General features: G+C 68.6%; 20 protein-coding genes. 8 read left to right on the top strand and 12 right to left on the bottom strand.

Annotation, left to right across the window (positions count from 1 at the left end; all coding sequences use genetic code 11):
* The first annotated feature begins 51 nt into the window (after positions 1–51).
* Positions 52–483 carry an Lrp/AsnC family transcriptional regulator gene (locus C4V41_RS18610; RefSeq protein WP_103957129.1) on the top strand — a complete coding sequence of 144 codons (432 nt, stop codon included), beginning with the start codon at positions 52–54 and terminating at the stop codon, positions 481–483.
* Between the two features lie 9 nt (positions 484–492).
* Positions 493–981: a redox-sensitive transcriptional activator SoxR gene (soxR, locus tag C4V41_RS18605; RefSeq protein WP_103957128.1), complete on the top strand. Its 489-nt coding sequence runs from the start codon at positions 493–495 to the stop codon at positions 979–981.
* Here soxR and C4V41_RS18600 read toward each other — a convergent pair.
* The 3 genes from C4V41_RS18600 to C4V41_RS18590 form a co-directional block, all read right to left on the bottom strand.
* Entirely contained in the window at positions 968–1423 is a 456-nt protein-coding gene (locus tag C4V41_RS18600; protein WP_103957127.1) for a universal stress protein, read from the bottom strand. The two genes, soxR and C4V41_RS18600, sit on opposite strands and share 14 nt — an antisense overlap.
* Positions 1424–1511: 88 nt before the next feature.
* The gene (locus tag C4V41_RS18595) at positions 1512–2165 is read right to left on the bottom strand and encodes a response regulator (RefSeq protein WP_103957126.1); all 654 of its coding nucleotides are present in this window, start codon (positions 2163–2165) and stop codon (positions 1512–1514) included.
* Positions 2162–3238, bottom strand: coding sequence for a sensor histidine kinase (locus C4V41_RS18590; RefSeq protein ID WP_235030213.1), 1077 nt, complete (start codon positions 3236–3238; stop codon positions 2162–2164). Before C4V41_RS18590 ends, C4V41_RS18595 begins: the two co-directional genes overlap by 4 nt.
* A gap of 333 nt (positions 3239–3571) precedes the next feature.
* Between C4V41_RS18590 and C4V41_RS18585 the strand changes: the two genes are divergently transcribed.
* Positions 3572–3919, top strand: coding sequence for a DUF6223 family protein (locus tag C4V41_RS18585; protein ID WP_103957124.1), 348 nt, complete (start codon positions 3572–3574; stop codon positions 3917–3919).
* A gap of 29 nt (positions 3920–3948) precedes the next feature.
* Entirely contained in the window at positions 3949–4488 is a 540-nt protein-coding gene (locus C4V41_RS18580) for a GtrA family protein (protein WP_235030212.1), read from the top strand.
* Positions 4489–4496: 8 nt separating this feature from the next.
* Here the strand turns inward: C4V41_RS18580 and dnaB are convergent, their stop codons facing one another.
* The gene (gene dnaB / locus C4V41_RS18575; RefSeq protein WP_200824061.1) at positions 4497–7271 is read right to left on the bottom strand and encodes a replicative DNA helicase; all 2775 of its coding nucleotides are present in this window, start codon (positions 7269–7271) and stop codon (positions 4497–4499) included.
* A 280-nt stretch (positions 7272–7551) separates the two neighbouring features.
* Here dnaB and C4V41_RS18570 point away from each other — a divergent pair, with 280 nt between their 5' ends.
* The gene (locus C4V41_RS18570; protein WP_103957121.1) at positions 7552–8853 is read left to right on the top strand and encodes an MATE family efflux transporter; all 1302 of its coding nucleotides are present in this window, start codon (positions 7552–7554) and stop codon (positions 8851–8853) included.
* A 67-nt stretch (positions 8854–8920) separates the two neighbouring features.
* Positions 8921–10393, top strand: a complete 1473-nt coding sequence (locus C4V41_RS18565) for an APC family permease (protein WP_235030211.1) — start codon at positions 8921–8923, stop codon at positions 10391–10393.
* Here C4V41_RS18565 and C4V41_RS18560 read toward each other — a convergent pair.
* The 7 genes from C4V41_RS18560 to rpsF form a co-directional block, all read right to left on the bottom strand.
* Positions 10390–11133: an amino acid ABC transporter ATP-binding protein gene (locus C4V41_RS18560; RefSeq protein ID WP_103957120.1), complete on the bottom strand. Its 744-nt coding sequence runs from the start codon at positions 11131–11133 to the stop codon at positions 10390–10392. The two genes, C4V41_RS18565 and C4V41_RS18560, sit on opposite strands and share 4 nt — an antisense overlap.
* On the bottom strand, positions 11130–11969 hold the full coding sequence (locus tag C4V41_RS18555) for an amino acid ABC transporter permease (RefSeq protein WP_103957119.1): 840 nt from the start codon (positions 11967–11969) through the stop codon (positions 11130–11132). Before C4V41_RS18555 ends, C4V41_RS18560 begins: the two co-directional genes overlap by 4 nt.
* Positions 11966–12820, bottom strand: a complete 855-nt coding sequence (locus tag C4V41_RS18550; protein WP_103957118.1) for an ABC transporter substrate-binding protein — start codon at positions 12818–12820, stop codon at positions 11966–11968. The genes C4V41_RS18555 and C4V41_RS18550 overlap by 4 nt, the downstream gene beginning before the upstream one ends.
* A gap of 223 nt (positions 12821–13043) precedes the next feature.
* Complete coding sequence (gene rplI, locus C4V41_RS18545; protein ID WP_103957117.1) at positions 13044–13490, bottom strand: 50S ribosomal protein L9; 447 nt, start codon at positions 13488–13490, stop codon at positions 13044–13046.
* Between the two features lie 14 nt (positions 13491–13504).
* A complete protein-coding gene (gene rpsR / locus C4V41_RS18540; protein ID WP_020543048.1) occupies positions 13505–13741 on the bottom strand; it encodes a 30S ribosomal protein S18 in 237 nt (78 codons plus the stop codon).
* A 63-nt stretch (positions 13742–13804) separates the two neighbouring features.
* Positions 13805–14383, bottom strand: a complete 579-nt coding sequence (locus C4V41_RS18535; protein WP_103957116.1) for a single-stranded DNA-binding protein — start codon at positions 14381–14383, stop codon at positions 13805–13807.
* A 70-nt stretch (positions 14384–14453) separates the two neighbouring features.
* Complete coding sequence (rpsF, locus tag C4V41_RS18530; protein ID WP_103957115.1) at positions 14454–14744, bottom strand: 30S ribosomal protein S6; 291 nt, start codon at positions 14742–14744, stop codon at positions 14454–14456.
* A gap of 191 nt (positions 14745–14935) precedes the next feature.
* On the opposite strand from rpsF, the gene C4V41_RS18525 reads away from it, so the two are divergent.
* Positions 14936–15250, top strand: coding sequence for a hypothetical protein (locus C4V41_RS18525; RefSeq protein ID WP_235030210.1), 315 nt, complete (start codon positions 14936–14938; stop codon positions 15248–15250).
* A 45-nt stretch (positions 15251–15295) separates the two neighbouring features.
* Here C4V41_RS18525 and C4V41_RS63015 read toward each other — a convergent pair whose 3' ends face one another.
* Positions 15296–15472, bottom strand: coding sequence for a hypothetical protein (locus tag C4V41_RS63015; RefSeq protein WP_200824060.1), 177 nt, complete (start codon positions 15470–15472; stop codon positions 15296–15298).
* Positions 15473–15547: 75 nt separating this feature from the next.
* Here C4V41_RS63015 and C4V41_RS18520 point away from each other — a divergent pair, with 75 nt between their 5' ends.
* The gene (locus C4V41_RS18520; protein ID WP_103957354.1) at positions 15548–16291 is read left to right on the top strand and encodes a deoxyribonuclease IV; all 744 of its coding nucleotides are present in this window, start codon (positions 15548–15550) and stop codon (positions 16289–16291) included.
* Positions 16292–16326 lie beyond the last annotated feature (35 nt).

Genomic DNA, 16326 nt, shown 5'->3' with positions numbered 1-16326 from the left:
TCACCATACGCTGTTCGGCAACCATGGCATATCACGGGATAGCATCTGGTCGTGGATGAAATCGACAGGATGCTGATCGGCCTGCTGCAAGAGGACGCGACGCGGTCGTACGCGGTGCTCGGCAAGGCGGTGGGGCTGTCCAGCGGGGCCGCGCACGAGCGGGTGCGCAAGTTGCGCGAGCGTGGGGTGATCAGGCGGACCACGATCGAGGTGGACCATGAGGCGCTCGGGCGGGCGGTGACGGCGTACGTGCTGGTCGACGGCGGGGCGTGGATGGGCGAGAGCGCGGCCGGGCTGGCGGCCATCCCGGAGGTCGAGGAGGCGCACGTCATCGCGGGGCCCGCGTCGGTGCTGCTGAAGGTCCGTACGGCCGGCACCCGCGACCTGCAGGACGTGCTGCGCCGGGTCTTCGAGGTGAACGGCGTGACGGGTACGCGGACGGTCGTCGTCCTGGAGACGTTCTTCGAGCGGATCCTCAAGTAAGCTTCAGGTATGACCGTCGCCTGGAACACCAAGGAACTCACGGTCGGCCAGCTCGCCGAACGCAGCGGTGTGGCCGTCTCCGCCCTGCACTTCTACGAGGCCAAGGGCCTCATCGCCAGCCGTCGTACGGCCGGCAACCAGCGCCGTTACAGCCGGGACAGCCTGCGCAGGGTCGCGTTCATCCGCCTGGCCCAGCGCATCGGCATCCCGCTGAAGACCATCAAGGACGCCCTGGCCGAGCTGCCCGACGAGCGCACACCCACCCGCGGCGACTGGGCCAGGCTGTCGGCCGCCTGGCGCGGCGAGCTCAACGACCGGATCGAGCAGCTCCAGCGGCTGCGCGACGACCTCACCGAGTGCATCGGATGCGGCTGTCTGTCGCTGGACCGGTGCCCGGTGGCCAACCCGCACGACCGGCTGGGCGATGAGGGGCCGGGCGCGCGGCGCATCGACACCCGGCTGTCCCCGCCTCAGACCTGCTGCGTCACGTCTTCTTGAGTTTGGTGGGCGGGACGATGAGGGTCGGGCGGCCAGCGTGGTGCAGCACGTGGTTGGAGACGCTGCCGAGCAGCACCGACCTGACGCCGGCCAGGCCGCGCGAGCCGGTGACGATCAGCGAGGCGTCGATCTCGTCCGCCACGTCCACGATCGTCTTCCAGATCGACTCGTTGTCGGCCACCGCCCGGTAGGTGACCTCGCTCAGGCCGGCGGCGATCGCCCGCTCGGCGCCCTCCTGGGCGTGCTGCTCGGCCTGGGCCTGCGCCTCGTCCTCGGTGCCCGGGTCGATCGCGCCGGCGGCAAGGGGATATTTCCTGATCTGTAGCAGCAGTGGCTCCCACACCGTGAGGATGAGCGTGGGCTGCGCGGCGAGGTGCTTGGCCGCGAACTCGATCGCGGCGTGGGCGTCGGCCGAGCCGTCGTAGGCGACGAGGATGGTCATGGCGTTCTTCCCTTCGCTGGGCTCTGTCCGGTAGAGCACTGAAGCGATCAGGTGCCATTCCTGGGGCCGATGTCTGCTTGGTCACACGTCACGCTCGGGGGGTCACCAGACCGGACTCGTAGGCCAGGATCACGAGCTGGGCGCGGTCGCGGGCGTGGAGCTTGGCCATGGCCCGGTTGACGTGGGTCTTCGCGGTCAGCGAGCTGATCACCATGTGGTCCGCGATCTGGTCGTTGGACAGGCCCCGGGCGACCAGGGTGACGGCCTCGCGTTCGCGGTTGGTCAGTTCCTTCAGCCCTTTGCCGGTGGCGGGCGGCTGGGCGACGTACCTGTTGATGAGCTTGCGGGTGATCGACGGCGCGAGCAGCGCGTCACCGCGGGCCGCGACCCGGACGGCGTGCAGGAAGTCCTCGGGCAGGATGTCCTTGACGAGGAACCCGGCCGCGCCGGCGCGCAGGGCGTTGAAGACGTACTCGTCCAGGCCGTAGTTGGTCAGGATGACGACGTGCACCCCGGCCAGGGCCGGGTCGGCGGCGATCCGCCGGGTCGCCTCGATGCCGTCGACGACCGGCATCTGGATGTCGATGAGGGCGATGTCGGGCAGATGCCGCCGGGCCAGCGCCAGGCCCTCCAGCCCGTCGCTCGCCTCCGCCACCACCTCGATGTCGTCCTCCAGGTCGAGCAGCGCCCGAAACCCACTGCGCAGGAGCGGCTGGTCGTCGACCAGCAGGACCCGGATCACGGCGTCCGCTTCATGGGGATCTCGGCCTCGACGGTGAAGCCGCCCTTGCCGCGCGGCTCCGCGCGCAGCCGGCCGCCGAGGGCCGTGACGCGTTCGCGCATCCCGAGCAGCCCGACCCCGGGCACCGTCCCCGGTGCCGCCTTGCCGTCATCGTCGACGCGGACCGCGAGGACGTCAGGACTGTGGTCGATCCGTACGGAGGCCGTGGTGGCGGCGGCATGCCGGGCGATGTTGGTCAGCGACTCCTGGACGATCCGGTAGACGGTCCTGCCCACCTCCGGTGGCACGTCCCGTCGTTCTCCCTCGATCGTCAGTGTCGCGTCCAGGCCGGTCGTCCGGGCCTGTTCCACCAGCTCGGCGACGTGGTCGAGCCCTCGCGACGTGGCCGTGTCGTCGTCGCGCAGCGCCTCCAGGGTCGCGCGCAACTCCCTGGTCGCCTCCCTGCCGGCCTCCTGGATCACCAGCAGCGCCTCAGGCACCGGCTCGCCGCGCCTGCGGGCCACGTGCACGGCGACCTCGGCCTGCACCTTGATGATCGAGATCTGGTGGGTGAGCGAATCGTGCAGTTCCCTGGCGATGTGCAGCCGCTCCTCGTCGGCGCGCCGCCGCGCGGTCTCCTCCCGGGTACGCTCCGCTTCGTCCGCCCGCCGCTCGGCCTGCCGCAGCGCCTCCCCCGCGGCGCCGGCCGCGATCAGCCAGGCCAGCTCCAGGGCGCCGCGGGCCTGCGCGAACGCCTCACCGGTGTCGTGCAGCCCCGAGGCCAGGGCCGCGAGGGGCAGCGCGGCCAGCACGATCACACTCGCCACCACCGTGACGGTACGGTGTCCCGCCCGTACAGCGGCGTACACGGCGAACAGGTACGCGATGGCCGGCACGTCGAAACCGGCCGCCTGGTAACCCACCGCGCACAGCCCGGTGACGGCCAGCACGGGCACGGGGGCACGGCGACGCGCGACCAGCACCAGACCGCCGACCGCCAGCAGCGCGCAGCCGACCAGGTCGAGGTTCGTGACAACGCTCCGCCCGGACAACCCGGTGACCACCAGCGTCCCCGCCACAGCAATGGCGATCACCCAGTCGATGACCCCAGCCCTCACAGCGGCCCTCGCACCGGCTCTCACCGCGTCCGTTACGCCGGCTATCACCTCGGTCTTCAGCCCGGCTCTCACCCCGGCCCGTCCTGTTGTGGTCCCCATGCGCGCACCTTAGCCCGGATGTCCACCAGGACGACTCCTGCGCACGGACGATGGCCCGGCTACCGCAGCGGCGGTACCTCCCCCGATCCTGCGGCACCGGCGGTAGCCGGCTGCGGCACCGGCGGCAGCCCGAATTGCCTGCTCCCGCCGGACGCCCGGCACCCACCCCGGCGGCCATGCTCAGACGACATCCAGTGGTTGGAGGACCTCATGTCAGTTCGTCGGCTTCTCACCGCACATGTCCTGTCCCAGCCGGACCCCGTCAGCGCCTACGCCCTGACCACCGGCCGCGCCTGGTCCGTGGTGGCCATGCTCCTGGGCCTGACCGGCACGGTCATCGGCGGCCTGGCCCTGGCCCGCACCGGCAGAAAGAGAGCCATCGCCGCCCTGGCGACGGGCCTGACCGGCGCGGTCATCGGCGGCCTGGTCGTGACCGCCGCCAAAGGCGGCCCCGGCACCGGCTACGGCATAGTCGGGGGCTACATGGCCCTGGCGGTGGGGCTGATCGCCCTGGCCCTCGGCGGCCTGGCCCTGACCCGCTCCCGGTCCCAGCCGTAACTTGCCGCGCACTGGTGAGAAGATCGGGGGTGCTCCGAACAGCGAACGCGGTACTCGCGAAACTGCCCAAGCCACTGCACGCACTCGTGCTGAAGCACCGTGAACTGCTGAAGTTCGCGGTGGTGGGCGGAACAGCGTTCTTGGTGGACAACACGGTGTTCTATGGGCTGAAGCTCACCGTTCTGGAACCGAAGCCGGTGACCGCGAAGATCATCGCGGTGCTCGTGGCGACGATCGTGTCCTACGTGCTGAACCGCGAATGGTCGTTCCGGGCCAGGGGCGGCCGCGAACGCCGCCACGAGGCCGCGCTGTTCTTCCTGGTCAGCGGCATCGGCCTGGTGCTCAGCTCCGCACCGCTATGGATCTCGCGGTACGTATTTCGCCTGGAGACCCCGGACGTGAGCCTGGTGACCCAGGAGATCGCCGACTTCGTGAGCGCGCAGATCATCGGCACGCTGATCGCCATGGTCTTCCGCTTCTGGGCGTTGCGAAAGTGGGTCTTCCCCGACGAGAAGGCCCACCCCGCCCACCTGCGACTGGCCCCCGATTCCACGGACAAGGCGGCTTGACGGCGGCCTCAGTGCTGGGCCATGTCCACGAAACGGCTGTAGTGACCCTGGAACGCCACCGTCACCGTCGCGGTAGGACCGTTACGGTGCTTGGCCACGATCAGGTCGGCCTCACCCGCCCGCGGTGACTCCCGCTCGTAGGCGTCCTCCCGGTGCAGCAGGATGACCATGTCCGCGTCCTGCTCGATCGATCCAGATTCGCGAAGGTCGCTCACCGCGGGACGCTTGTCGGTACGTTGCTCAGGACCACGGTTGAGCTGCGAGATCGCGATGACCGGCACCTCGAGCTCCTTGGCCAGCAGCTTGATGGCACGGGAGATCTCCGAGACCTCGTTCTGGCGGCTCTCGGTCTTCTTCGGCGAGCTCATCAGCTGCAGATAGTCGATGACCACGAACCGCAGGTCGTTGCGCTGTTTGAGCCGTCGGCACTTGGCCCGGATCTCCATCATCGACATGTTGGGCGAGTCGTCGATGAACAGCGGCGCCTCGGCCACCTCGCTCATCCGGCGGGCCAGCCGGGTCCAGTCGTCGTCGCCCATCATGCCCGAGCGCATGGCGTGCAGGGCCACGCGGGCCTCGGCGGAGAGCAGACGCATGGTGATCTCGTTGCGGGACATCTCCAGGGAGAAGATGACCGTGGTCATACCATTCTTGATCGCCGCGGAACGCGCGAAATCCAACCCCAGCGTGCTGTTGTGGGTGGGGATGCACGCTCTGCTCGCCAGGTACATGTGGTCGGCGTTGTCCACCTCGACGCAGCGGACCGGGCGCGACGAGATCGGGCGTACGTCGACGATATGGCGGACCCTGGTGGCCGGGTGAGCGGTGTCGACCTGCCTGGAGGCCTTGCGCCGCAGGCGGAAGAGCCCGTCGGACGCGGTGAAGTCGATCACGTAGCGGACGGACGATTCCGGCTGACGACCCTTGACCGGCTGGGTGCGCATGGTGGCCTTGTATCCGAGGCTCAGGACGAGTTCCATCGCATCGTGTGCCAGCCGCTGGTTCGTCACCGCGAACCGGATCTGTCCGCCGACGCCGACGTATCCGTCCGTATCGAGCAGGCCCGCCAGCAGGTCACGCCGTTGCCGCTCCGACGCACGCAGGTAGGCCGCCGGAATGTGCTTGTGGTGCAGGACTCCCAAAGTGCGCAGGATGCCCTGGACCGTGCCATGGGCACGATGGCACGTCTGACAGCGCCGCAGCCCGCCTGAGGGCTTTCCACAGTCGGGGCACGTGGGTGCTGCCACGGGCCCGGAAAGTGCGCTTACCCTCCCGCACGTGCGGACGTGAGAGATCCGCGACGTGAGGGCCGTGCCGCACACCTCGCACGTGCGTGGGCTCACCGGCTCGGGCATGGCCATGTGGTAACTGATCGTGGAGCCGATTTGCGTCATGCGCAGTCCTTCGGCCTCCAGGTTCGCGACGATCTCCGAATCTGCCGTGCTGATTCGGGCCGTCGCGCTGGTGCCGTCACCGAGCCATACGCCGAGTGCGTACGGTGGCAACGGCAGGTCCCGCTCGGCCAGGTCGAAGGGTGCGGCCACGGACACCGCGTGGTTCGGCCGGCCGTCCGCCGGGCGGCGTAGCGAGGCGGCGATCTCTTCCGTGGTCAGCACGCTCTTGTGCGCCGCCGTTGTCGCGGCGTTCGCCGGTGTGCTGACCCGCGAGTAGAGCCCGCCGAACAGCTCTCCGGCGGGATAGGCCGCCACCCGGCGCGCATGTTCGCCACGGATCGGGCCGCCCGCGAGGACCGGAACCTTGGCGCTGGAGCCGCTCGTGTGAAGAACGTGGCGGAAGCCCTGCGTCTCTTGATGGGTGACTGCCTGAGCCTTCCCGACCCGCCGTGCCGCCTCGGGCGTCCATGAGAATCCGGCTCGACCGGCCCTTCTGGGCGCGCGCGTGGTCGTACGCCACTGGTGCTGGGCATCGGCGACGATCACCGTCCCGTCGCTGAATTCCACCTCGTAGCACGGCCGGCCGTGCATGACCTCGGTCGCCGCGACCACTCTCGTCGGCCGCCCGTCGGCACCCAGGAGCTCGTCGCCGACCTTGACCTCCCCCATGGTCGTCCAACCGGCAGGCGTGGGCAGCGGCGTTTCGAGTGCCAGGGCCTTGCCGATGGCCGGACGGGCGGCCACGACGATCATCTGGCCCGGGTGGAGGCCGTTGGTGAGCTGGTCGAGGTCCTGGAAGCCGGTCGGTACGCCGACCATCTGGCCGCCGCGGCTGCCGATGGCCTCCAGTTCGTCGAGGGCGCCGGGCATGATGTCGGCCAGCGGCGCGTAGTCCTCGGAGGTGCGGCGCTCGGTGACCTTGTAGATCTCGGCCTGGGCGCGGTCGACGAGGTCGTCGACCTCTTCGTTCTGGCCGCCGTAGCCGAAGGAGACGATGCGGGTGCCGGCCTCGATGAGGCGGCGGAGGATGGCCTGCTCGCGGACGATCTTGGCGTAGTAGCCCGCGTTGGCGGCGGTGGGGACGACGGCCGTGAGGGTGTGGAGGTAGGCCGCGCCGCCCACCCTGGCCATCTCGCCGCGCTTCTGCAGTTCGTCGAAGACCGTTACCGCGTCGGCGGGTTCGCCGCGGCCGTAGAGGTCGGTGATGACCTCGTAGACCATCTGGTGGGCCGGGCGGTAGAAGTCGTCGGAGCGCAGAATCTCCACGACGTCGGCGATGGCGTCCTTGGACAGGAGCATGCCGCCGAGCACCGACTGCTCCGCCTCGATGTTGTTGGGTGGTGTGCGTTCGAAACCTGGGCCTCCGCCGGCCTCTTCGTCAATGCTCACCGCGCCCCCTCGAACTTGCAGGCGGTCGCACCACCCCCACTTGTAGTCGACCGGTCTGACAGTTTCGCGGAGTCTCGGGCCGTCGGCAACGTGGCCTGTGGACAACGCTGTGGTCAAGCTGTGTACGAGCGCGCCAAGGGTGTGAATGGCCTGTGGACGAGCCTGGGGATAACTCTTTCGGATATCCACCGAACGGGCATCGACCTGGGCGAACAGTATCCACCGGCTGTGGAGGAAAGAAAGTTGGTCCGACACGCCGTGTAAGGGCCATAATGGACGAATGCCCATTACCGCTAGAGACAGGGAGATCCTGCGGCTGGCCGTGCCCGCTTTCGGGGCGTTGGTGGCCGAGCCGCTCTTCCTGCTCGCCGACTACGCCATCGTGGGACACGGCCTCGGGACCACGGCGGTCGGCGCTCTGGGCGTGGCGGGCACCGTACTGGCCACGCTGATGAACCTGTGCGTCTTCCTCGCCTACGGCACCACGGCGTCCGTGGCGCGTCAGTCGGGCGCGGGCCACCACACGCGGGCCATCCGCAGCGGTGTGGACGGGATCTGGCTGGCGCTGGCCATCGGGCTGGTCCTCATCGTGGCCGGCTGGCCGCTGGCGCCGGCCATCGTCGAGATGTTCGGCACCGTGGGCGAGCAGACCGGGCAGGCGGTGACGTACCTGCGGATCAGCCTGCTGGGCGCACCCGGGATGCTGGTCGTGCTGGCCGGTACGGGGGTGCTGCGCGGGCTGCGGGACACGATGACGCCGCTGGTGGTGGCCGTGGGGTCGTTCGCGCTGAACGCGGCGCTGAACGCCTGGTTCGTCCTGGGGCTCGGGTGGGGCATCGCGGGGTCGGCGTGGGGCACGGTGCTCGCCCAGACGGCCGGGGCGGCGGTCTATCTCGTCGTGGTGGCGCGGGGGGCGTTACGGCTCGGCACGCCGCTCACGCCCAGCCTGGAGGGCATCAGGCAGGCGGGTACGGCCGGGATCGCGCTGTTGGTCCGTACCGCCAGCATGCGGGTCGTGATCGTGGTGGCCACCGTGATCGCGGCCAGGATGGGCGAGGCGGAGCTGGCCGCGTACGCGCTGGCCACCCAGGTGTGGACGCTGCTCGTCTTCGCCCTGGACGCCATCGCCATCGCCGGCCAGGCCATCACCGGCCGCTCGCTCGGCGCCGGGGACGTGGCCGCCACCAGGGACGCCACCAGGCGGATGGTGCGGTGGGGCCTGTGGTCGGGCGTCGTGCTGGGCCTGCTCGTCGTCGTGTCCCGCCCCGTGCTGCCCGGGCTGTTCAACGCGGACCCGCACGTCGCCGGGCTGCTGCTGGACCTGTTGTGGCCGGTGGCGTTGTTCCAGCCCGTGTGCGGGATCGTGTTCGTGCTCGACGGCGTGCTGATCGGGGCGGGCGATCAGCGTTACCTGGCGTGGCAGTCGGTGTGGACGACGCTCGCCTACCTGCCCGCCGCGCTCCTCGCGGCCGATTTCGGAGTCGTTGCACTTTGGTGCGCGCTGGGCGTGTGGATGCTCGCACGTTTGATCACGCTGACCCGCCGGGCGGCCGGTACTGCATGGCTGGTAACCGGCGTGTAATCGTCTCGTGCTTGTTGTTGTCCAAGTGGTGAGACATTGTGGGCGAGTTCCCTGAGCGGGGTGTTCCTTGTCCACGATTCTGCGACGACTGCCGCCATCCGAGGCGACCGGCCTGCGTACCGGCGCCCGGCACAGCCTGGCCGAGCTCTACCGTCCGGCCGATCTGGTGGTGCTCGGGCTCGGTGTGATGATCGGCGCCGGCATCTTCAGCATCGCCGGCCGGCAGGCCGCCAGTACGGCCGGCCCCGGCGTGATCCTCTCCTTCATGATCGCCGGCATCGCCTGCCTGCTGGCCTGCCTGTGTTATGCCGAACTGTCCTCGACGATGCCGACCTCCGGCAGCGCCTACACCTTTACCTACGTCATCTTCGGCGAGGTCTGGGCCTGGATCATCGGGTGGGCGCTTATTCTGGAGCTCCAGCTCGCCGCCGCGGTGGTGGCCAGGGCCTGGGGTGAGATCGCGGTCGGGGCCATCGCCAACTTCGGTGTCACCGTGCCGAACCGGGGTCTGGTCAGCGACCTGCTCGTCTTCGTCATCGTGGTCGTGCTCACCGGCATCGTCGCCCTGGGCGCGCGGATCGGGCTGCGGGCACTGTGGATCATGGTGTCGGCCAAGCTGCTGGCCATCGGCGCGGTCATCGTCGTCGGGCTCGCGCACATCGACGTGGCCAACTTCGGCGACTTCTACGTCCGGCCCGTGACGCTGTCGGTCGCGCCGCAGACCGTGCTGGAGGTCGTGTTCGGGGAGAGCCAGGCGTTCGGGTGGTTCGGCATCTTCGCGGCGGCCTCGGCCATCGCGTTCGCGTACATCGGGTTCGACATCGTGGCCACCTCCGCCGAGGAGACCGTGAACGCGCCCAAGGCCGTCCCCAAGGGCATGATCCGCAGCCTGGTGATCGCCACGGTCATCTACATCGCGGTGGCGGTGGTCATGGTGGGCATGGTGTCGTACACGAAGATCTCTCTGGAAGCGCCGCTGTCCAGCGCGTTCCGGGCGGTCGGCGCGGACTGGATGGTGCACGTCATCGACGCGGGCGCGGTGCTCGGGCTGACGACCGTGATCCTGGTGCTGATCGTGGGGCAGACGCGGGTGCTGTTCTCGATGGCCCGCGACGGGCTCATCCCCCGCCGCCTGGCCGCGGTCAGCCGGCGCTACCACACGCCCACGCGGGTGACGCTGGTGATCGGGTTCGCGGCGATCGTGCTGGCCGAGTTCGTGCCGGTGCTCACGATGCAGGAGCTCGTGGTGATCGGGACGCTGTTCGCGTTCGCGTTCGTGGCGGCCGGGGTGATCGTGATGCGACGGCGCATGCCCTACCTGGAGCGGGGATTCCGGGTGCCGCTCTCGCCGCTGCTGCCAGGGCTGTCGATGGTCGCCACGCTCTGGCTCATGGTCAACCTGCGCGTGCTGACCTGGGCCTGGTTCGCCCTGTGGATGGCCTTCGGCCTGCTGGTCTACCTCCTGTACGGCCGCCGCCACAGCCTCCTGGCCCGCCCACGCCCCACCCCCGACAAACCCCACGGGCGGCACCGCCGCTAGAACCGCCCCGACTCCAGCACGCTGCGCAGGAACTCCTGGGTACGCGTGTGCTCCGGCTCGGTGAAGATCTTCTCTGGCGGCCCCTTCTCCAGGAGCACGCCGCCGTCGAGAAAGCAGACGGTGTCCGAGATGTCGCGGCAGAAGCTCATCTCGTGCGTCGTGAGGATCATCGTCATGCCCGACCCCTTGAGCTCCCTGATCACCCCCAGCACCTCGACCACCAGCTCGGGGTCGAGCGCCGAGGTGACCTCGTCGAGCAGCAGCAACCTGGGCTGCGTGGCCATGGCCCGGACGATGGCCACCCGCTGCTGCTGCCCGCCCGAAAGCTGGTCGGGGTAGGCCCGCGCCTTGTCCCCCAGCCCGAACCTGGCCAGCAGCCCGAACGCCTGCTCCTCCGCCTGCGCCCGGCCTGCCCCGTGCACCTGGCGGGGCGCCAGCGTGATGTTGTCCAGCACGGTCATGTGCGGGAACAGGTTGAACGCCTGGAACACGATGCCCAGCCGCTTGCGCACGTCGTCGACCTTCACACGCGGGTCGGTGATCTCCTCGCCGTCCAGGTGGATGGTGCCGTCGTCGACCGTCTCCAGCAGGTTGACGCAGCGCAGGAGCGTGGACTTGCCCGAGCCGGAAGCGCCGATCAGGCTCACCACCTCGTGCGGGCGCACCTCCAGGTCGATGCCGCGCAGCACGCTGTGGTCGCCGAAGTTCTTCCACACCCCTTCAACTGTCAGCAGACTCATGCGCCGCGCCTCCTGCGCGTCCGGGCGGCCAGGTGGTCGGTGAACCGGGCCATGGGGATGGTGAGCAGGATGAACAGCAACGCCGAGGCCAGGTAGGGAGTGAAGTTGAAATTGCCGGCCGCGTAGATCTGCGCCTGCCTGAGCGCCTCCAGCGGCCCGAGGGTGGCCACCAGCGCGGTGTCCTTCTGCAGCGAGACGAATTCGTTCAGCAGTGGCGGCACGACCCTGCGGGTGGCCTGCGGCAACACCACGAACCGCGTGGTCTTGAGGTGGCTCAGCCCGAGGGAGCGGGCCGCCGCCACCTGGCTGGGGTGGATGGACTCGATGCCGGACCGGAACACCTCGGCCACGTACGCGCCATAAGACAGCGTCAGCGCGATGATGCCCAGCGTCACCAGGTCGGACGGAATGCCCTGCAGCCTGAGCGCGGGCAGCCCGAACCCGACCAGATAGATCACCAGCAGCGTCGGCACGCCACGGAAGATGTCGGTGTACAGCGTGGCCAGCGCGCGGATCGGGAAGAACGCCGGCGTCTTGATGCCCCTGGCCAGCGCCACCAGCAGGCCGACGACGAGGATCAGCACCTCGGCAATCAGGAAGATCTTGACGTTGAGCATGAACCCGCTCAGCACGTCGGGAAACGCCTTGGTGAAGTGGTCCCAGGAGAAGAACGTCGCCCGCACCCGCGGCCAGCCGGGCGAGTTGGTGACGATCCAGATCGCCAGGACGATGAAGACGATCGTCGAGCCCGTCGCGATCGAGGTCGAGCGGCGGGCACGGGACCTGCGGATCCGCTCCCGCTCGGCCTGCCGCTCCGACTTGACCCATTCGCTCATTGGAGCTCGGGTGCGCCCGCGGCCGAGCTGAGCCACTCCTGCTCGATCTTGGCCAGGTCACCCTTGGACTTCAGCGCGTCCACGGCCTTGTCGACGCACGGCTTGAGCGCGCTGCCCTTCTCCATGACCAGCCCGAACTCCTCCGGCGCGCCACCCGTCGAGCTGAACTGGCCCACGATCTTGGACTTCTCGACCTGGGCCGCCGTCACGTAGAAGGCCGTCGGCAGGTCCACGACCAGCGCGTCCACCTGCTCGTTCTTCAGCGCGTTCACGGCGTCGATCTGCTCGTTGTAGACGTTGGGGTCGTCGGCGGGCTTGATGACGTCCTTGACCGCGGCGAGCGACGTCGTCCCGACCTGTACGCCGATCTTCGCGTCCTTCAGCTCGGCCAGGCTCTTCGCCCCGGCGAACTTGCTCCCCTCGACCGCCACGATCGCCTGCTTGACCGTGTAGTAGCCCTTGCTGAAGTCGACCGCCTTCGCCCGGGCCGGCGTGATCGAGACCTGGTTGATGTCGAAGTCGAACTGCTTCTCACCGGGCGCGAACGCGGAGTCGAACTTCACCGTGCTCCACTGCACCTCGCTGCGGTCGAAACCGAGCTCCCCCGCCACAGCGAACGCCACCGCGCTCTCGAACCCCTGCCCGTTGGCCGGGTCGTCGTCCTTGAACCAGGGCTCGAAGGCGGGCTTGTCGGTGCCGATGGTCAGTTTGCCCGGCGTGCGGAGCTTGAGCTGCTCCTTGGCACAGGCGGTGGACGACGTGGGGGCGGCCGTGGTGCTCGCCGTATTGTCGACCGGCGCACAACCGACGACCGCCACCGCGAGCGCGAGCAGCATCAGGGGACGGGCCATGGCCAAGCCTCCAGGGGGAACGTGCCAGAGAAACGAAGGCATTCTACGCCGACCGAATAGGGAATCCCGTCCCCGGCTCGCGTTACGGCGATCAGGCGGTGAAGGGTCAGAGGCCGTTTCCTGGAGGGCCCCCGGCCGGAGTGCGGCGAGTGGCCGGTCACGGCTCGCGTAAAAAGCAAAAAACCTCCCCCCGAACAGGGGGAGGTCTTTCACCGAAGGCGGATCAACCAGCAACGACCTCGACGTCGACCGCGGCCGACACCTCGGGGTGGAGCTTGACCTTGACCTTGTGGGAGCCGACGCTCTTGATCGGGTTGACGATCTCGATGCGACGACGGTCGAGCACCGGGCCACCGGCCGCCTTGACGGCGTCGGCGATGTCGCCCGTGGTGATCGAGCCGAACAGGCGGCCGGAGTCGCCCGCGCGGGTCGACAGGCGCACGCGCAGGGCGCCGAGCTGGCCGGCGACCTCCTTCGCGGTGCCCAGGTCGCGGATCTCGCGAGCGTCACGAGACTTGCGAATGGTCTCGATCTGCTTCTCGGCGCCGCGCGTCCACCGCATGGCGAAGCCGCGCGGGATGAGGTAGTTGCGGCCGTAGCCGTCCTTGACCTCGACGACGTCGCCAGGGGCGCCGAGGCCGGAGACCTCGTTGGTGAGGATGAGCTTCATATCGGCAGGCCTCCTTAGCGCGCGGTGCTCGTGTAAGGCAGCAGAGCCACCTCACGGGCGTTCTTGATCGCGGTCGCCACGTCGCGCTGGTGCTGGGTGCAGTTGCCCGTCACCCGGCGAGCACGGATCTTGCCGCGGTCGGAAATGAACTTCCGCAGCAGCGCCGTGTCCTTGTAGTCGACGTAGGAGATCTTGTCGTGGCAGAACAGGCAAACCTTCTTCTTGGGCTTGCGCAGTGCCGGCTTTGCCATCGTGGTGCTCCTTTCAGAGCCCCGCCGTCAGAGCGGGAATGGACTCGGGCTTGTGGACTGGATTTAGAAAGGCGGTTCGTCGCTGAAGTCGTTGCCGCCGCCGCCGAAGCCGCCGCCGCCCTGCTGCTGGCCACCACCGCCGCCGCCGTAGCCGCCGCCACCGCCGCCGCCCTGGAAGCCGCCGCCGCCCTGGGACGGAGCCGGCGTCGCGGACGCCCACGGGTCGTCGGCCGGGCCGCCGCCGAAGCCGCCGCCCCCACCGCCGCCACCCTGACGGGAGGTGCGGTTGACCTTGGCCGTGGCGTTGCGCAGAGACGGGCCGACCTCGTCGACCTCGACCTCATAGACCGTGCGCTTCTCGCCTTCCTTGGTCTCGTAAGACCTCTGCTTGAGCCGCCCCTGCACGATGACCCGCATGCCGCGCTGGAGGCTCTCGGCGGCGTTCTCCGCCGCCTGCCGCCACACGTTGCAGGTCAGAAAGAGGCTCTCGCCATCCTTCCACTCGTTGGTCTGGCGATCCATGAACCGCGGAGTGGACGCGATGCGGAATCGAGCCACCGCTTGCCCCGTTGGGGTGAAGCGCAGCTCCGGGTCGTCGACCAGGTTGCCGACGATGGTGATTACGGTGTCGCCTGCTGCCATGGCTAGCGCTCGCCTTCCTGCACGCCTTCGCTTGGGTTACGGCTCAATGTACGGGGAGACCCCGACAGAATTAGTGCACGTCCGGACGCAGGACCTTGGTGCGCAGAATGCCCTCGTTGAGGTTCATCTGGCGGTCGAGCTCCTTGACCGTCGCGGGCTCCGCGGACAGGTCGATGACGGCGTAGATGCCTTCCGACTTCTTGTCGATGTCGTAGGCGAGACGGCGACGGCCCCAGACGTCGACCTTCTCCACGGTGCCGCCGTCAGTGCGGACCACGGTGAGGAACTGGTCGAGGGACGGCGCGACAGTGCGCTCATCGAGCGAAGGGTCCAGAATGACCATTACTTCGTAACGACGCATGCGGGACTCCAACCTCCTCTGGACTCTTGCGGTCACGACACTCTGCCGTGACAGGAGGACGCTGACGTCTTGCCCTGGGCGGCCCATTTCGGCGCCCCGGGTTGATGGATCACCCATCACAACGCAGCGTGCCCAGGTTACCAGCCGCTGGTAGGTGGGAAGGCCTGTAGGAAACCAAGGGGGTGGTGGCTGTGCCACATGTGCTTCAACCCTCCGAAAGGGAGCGGTTCAGGCTCACGCTCAACACGGACGGACGTCCGCACCCGGTGGAAAACGTCCTGTCCGTCGTCACGATCACGCTGGGCGTGATCGCCTTCATTTCCACGTTCTGGCTGGTCGCGCACGCGATCTCCGCGTGGGTCGGCACCCTGGGCTTCGGCATCGGCCTCTACTCTCAGTACGTCTCGGCGACCACGCCGCAGCGTTCGCTCAACATCATCGGGCTCGTGGGCTCGTTCGTCGGGGCCGCGCTCGGCATCGCCCACGGCGGTTTCATGCCGAACTAACGTAAAACGGCCCCGGTGCGCTCCCGGGGCCGTTCGATATGTGGATCACCCGATGTTCAGGTCGATGCCGAGCAGGACCAGGAACCACAGGAAGACGGCCAGCAGCGCCTCGGCCAGATCCTTCAGCAGCCCTGGAGTGATGTAGTCGTACAGCCAGGCGACGTAGATGCCCACGATGACGTAGATCAAGACGATGAGCGCTCGTAAGCGCCAGCGGCTCATAGCGTTCTCTCCTCGGGTAGGGGGTGTCTCCCGACTGCCCTGGTACGCCTCCGCCAAACGGATAGGCTCGTGCACATGCCGCGCATCGGAGCCCATGTCGACCAGGACGACCCCGCCGCCCACGCCGAGGAGGTGGGCGCCGAGGTGGTGCAGTTCTTCCTCGGTGATCCCCAGGGTTACGACAAGCCCGTGCTGCCCGCCAAGCCGGTCGAAGGCGTCGACGTCTACATCCACGCCCCCTACCTGATCAACGTGGCGACCCCCAACAACCGCATCAGGATCCCCAGCCGCAAGCTGCTCGAACAGCATTTGAAGGCGGCCGCCGGGCTCGGCGCCAAGGGCCTGATCGTGCACGGCGGCCACGTGAACAAGAACGACGATCCCCAGGCCGGGTTCGACAACTGGCGCAAGGTGTTCGAGCGCATGGAGTGCCCCATCCCCGTGCTGATCGAGAACACCGCGGGCGGCGGCAACGCGATGGCCCGCAAGCTGGAGCGCATCGCCCGCCTCTGGGACGCCCTCGACGGGTTCGACGTGGGCTTCTGCCTCGACACCTGCCACGCCCACGCGGGCGGCGAGGAGCTGGTCGACCTGGTCGAGCGGGTCAAGGCCATCACCGGCCGCATCGACCTCGTCCACTGCAACGACTCGCGCGACGACTTCGACTCCGGCGCCGACCGCCACGCCAACCTGGGCCAGGGAAAGATCGACCCCGAGCTGATCCTGGCGGTCTGCCGCGCGGCCGGCGCGCCGATCGTGGTGGAGACGCCCGCCGCGGGTCAGGCCGACGACATCGCGTTCCTGAGGAAGAACCTCTAGAGAATACACACAGCCTGTGGATAACTTTTCTGGAT

It is taken from the genome of Nonomuraea solani, assembly GCF_900108335.1.
Lineage (GTDB): Bacteria > Actinomycetota > Actinomycetes > Streptosporangiales > Streptosporangiaceae > Nonomuraea > Nonomuraea solani.
This window is presented reverse-complemented; position numbering and strand designations above follow the sequence as displayed.

What these genes read in the sequence shown, in the direction of transcription:
- C4V41_RS18555 (WP_103957119.1), bottom strand. Translation starts at nt 11,969, where the DNA reads ATGAGCGAATGGGTCAAGTCGGAGCGGCAGGCCGAGCGGGAGCGGATC.
- C4V41_RS18585 (WP_103957124.1), top strand. Translation starts at nt 3,572, where the DNA reads ATGTCAGTTCGTCGGCTTCTCACCGCACATGTCCTGTCCCAGCCGGAC.
- soxR (WP_103957128.1), top strand. Translation starts at nt 493, where the DNA reads ATGACCGTCGCCTGGAACACCAAGGAACTCACGGTCGGCCAGCTCGCC.
- rpsF (WP_103957115.1), bottom strand. Translation starts at nt 14,744, where the DNA reads ATGCGTCGTTACGAAGTAATGGTCATTCTGGACCCTTCGCTCGATGAG.
- C4V41_RS18600 (WP_103957127.1), bottom strand. Translation starts at nt 1,423, where the DNA reads ATGACCATCCTCGTCGCCTACGACGGCTCGGCCGACGCCCACGCCGCG.
- C4V41_RS18560 (WP_103957120.1), bottom strand. Translation starts at nt 11,133, where the DNA reads ATGAGTCTGCTGACAGTTGAAGGGGTGTGGAAGAACTTCGGCGACCAC.
- C4V41_RS18570 (WP_103957121.1), top strand. Translation starts at nt 7,552, where the DNA reads ATGCCCATTACCGCTAGAGACAGGGAGATCCTGCGGCTGGCCGTGCCC.
- rpsR (WP_020543048.1), bottom strand. Translation starts at nt 13,741, where the DNA reads ATGGCAAAGCCGGCACTGCGCAAGCCCAAGAAGAAGGTTTGCCTGTTC.
- C4V41_RS18520 (WP_103957354.1), top strand. Translation starts at nt 15,548, where the DNA reads ATGCCGCGCATCGGAGCCCATGTCGACCAGGACGACCCCGCCGCCCAC.
- C4V41_RS18535 (WP_103957116.1), bottom strand. Translation starts at nt 14,383, where the DNA reads ATGGCAGCAGGCGACACCGTAATCACCATCGTCGGCAACCTGGTCGAC.
- C4V41_RS63015 (WP_200824060.1), bottom strand. Translation starts at nt 15,472, where the DNA reads ATGAGCCGCTGGCGCTTACGAGCGCTCATCGTCTTGATCTACGTCATC.
- C4V41_RS18550 (WP_103957118.1), bottom strand. Translation starts at nt 12,820, where the DNA reads ATGGCCCGTCCCCTGATGCTGCTCGCGCTCGCGGTGGCGGTCGTCGGT.
- rplI (WP_103957117.1), bottom strand. Translation starts at nt 13,490, where the DNA reads ATGAAGCTCATCCTCACCAACGAGGTCTCCGGCCTCGGCGCCCCTGGC.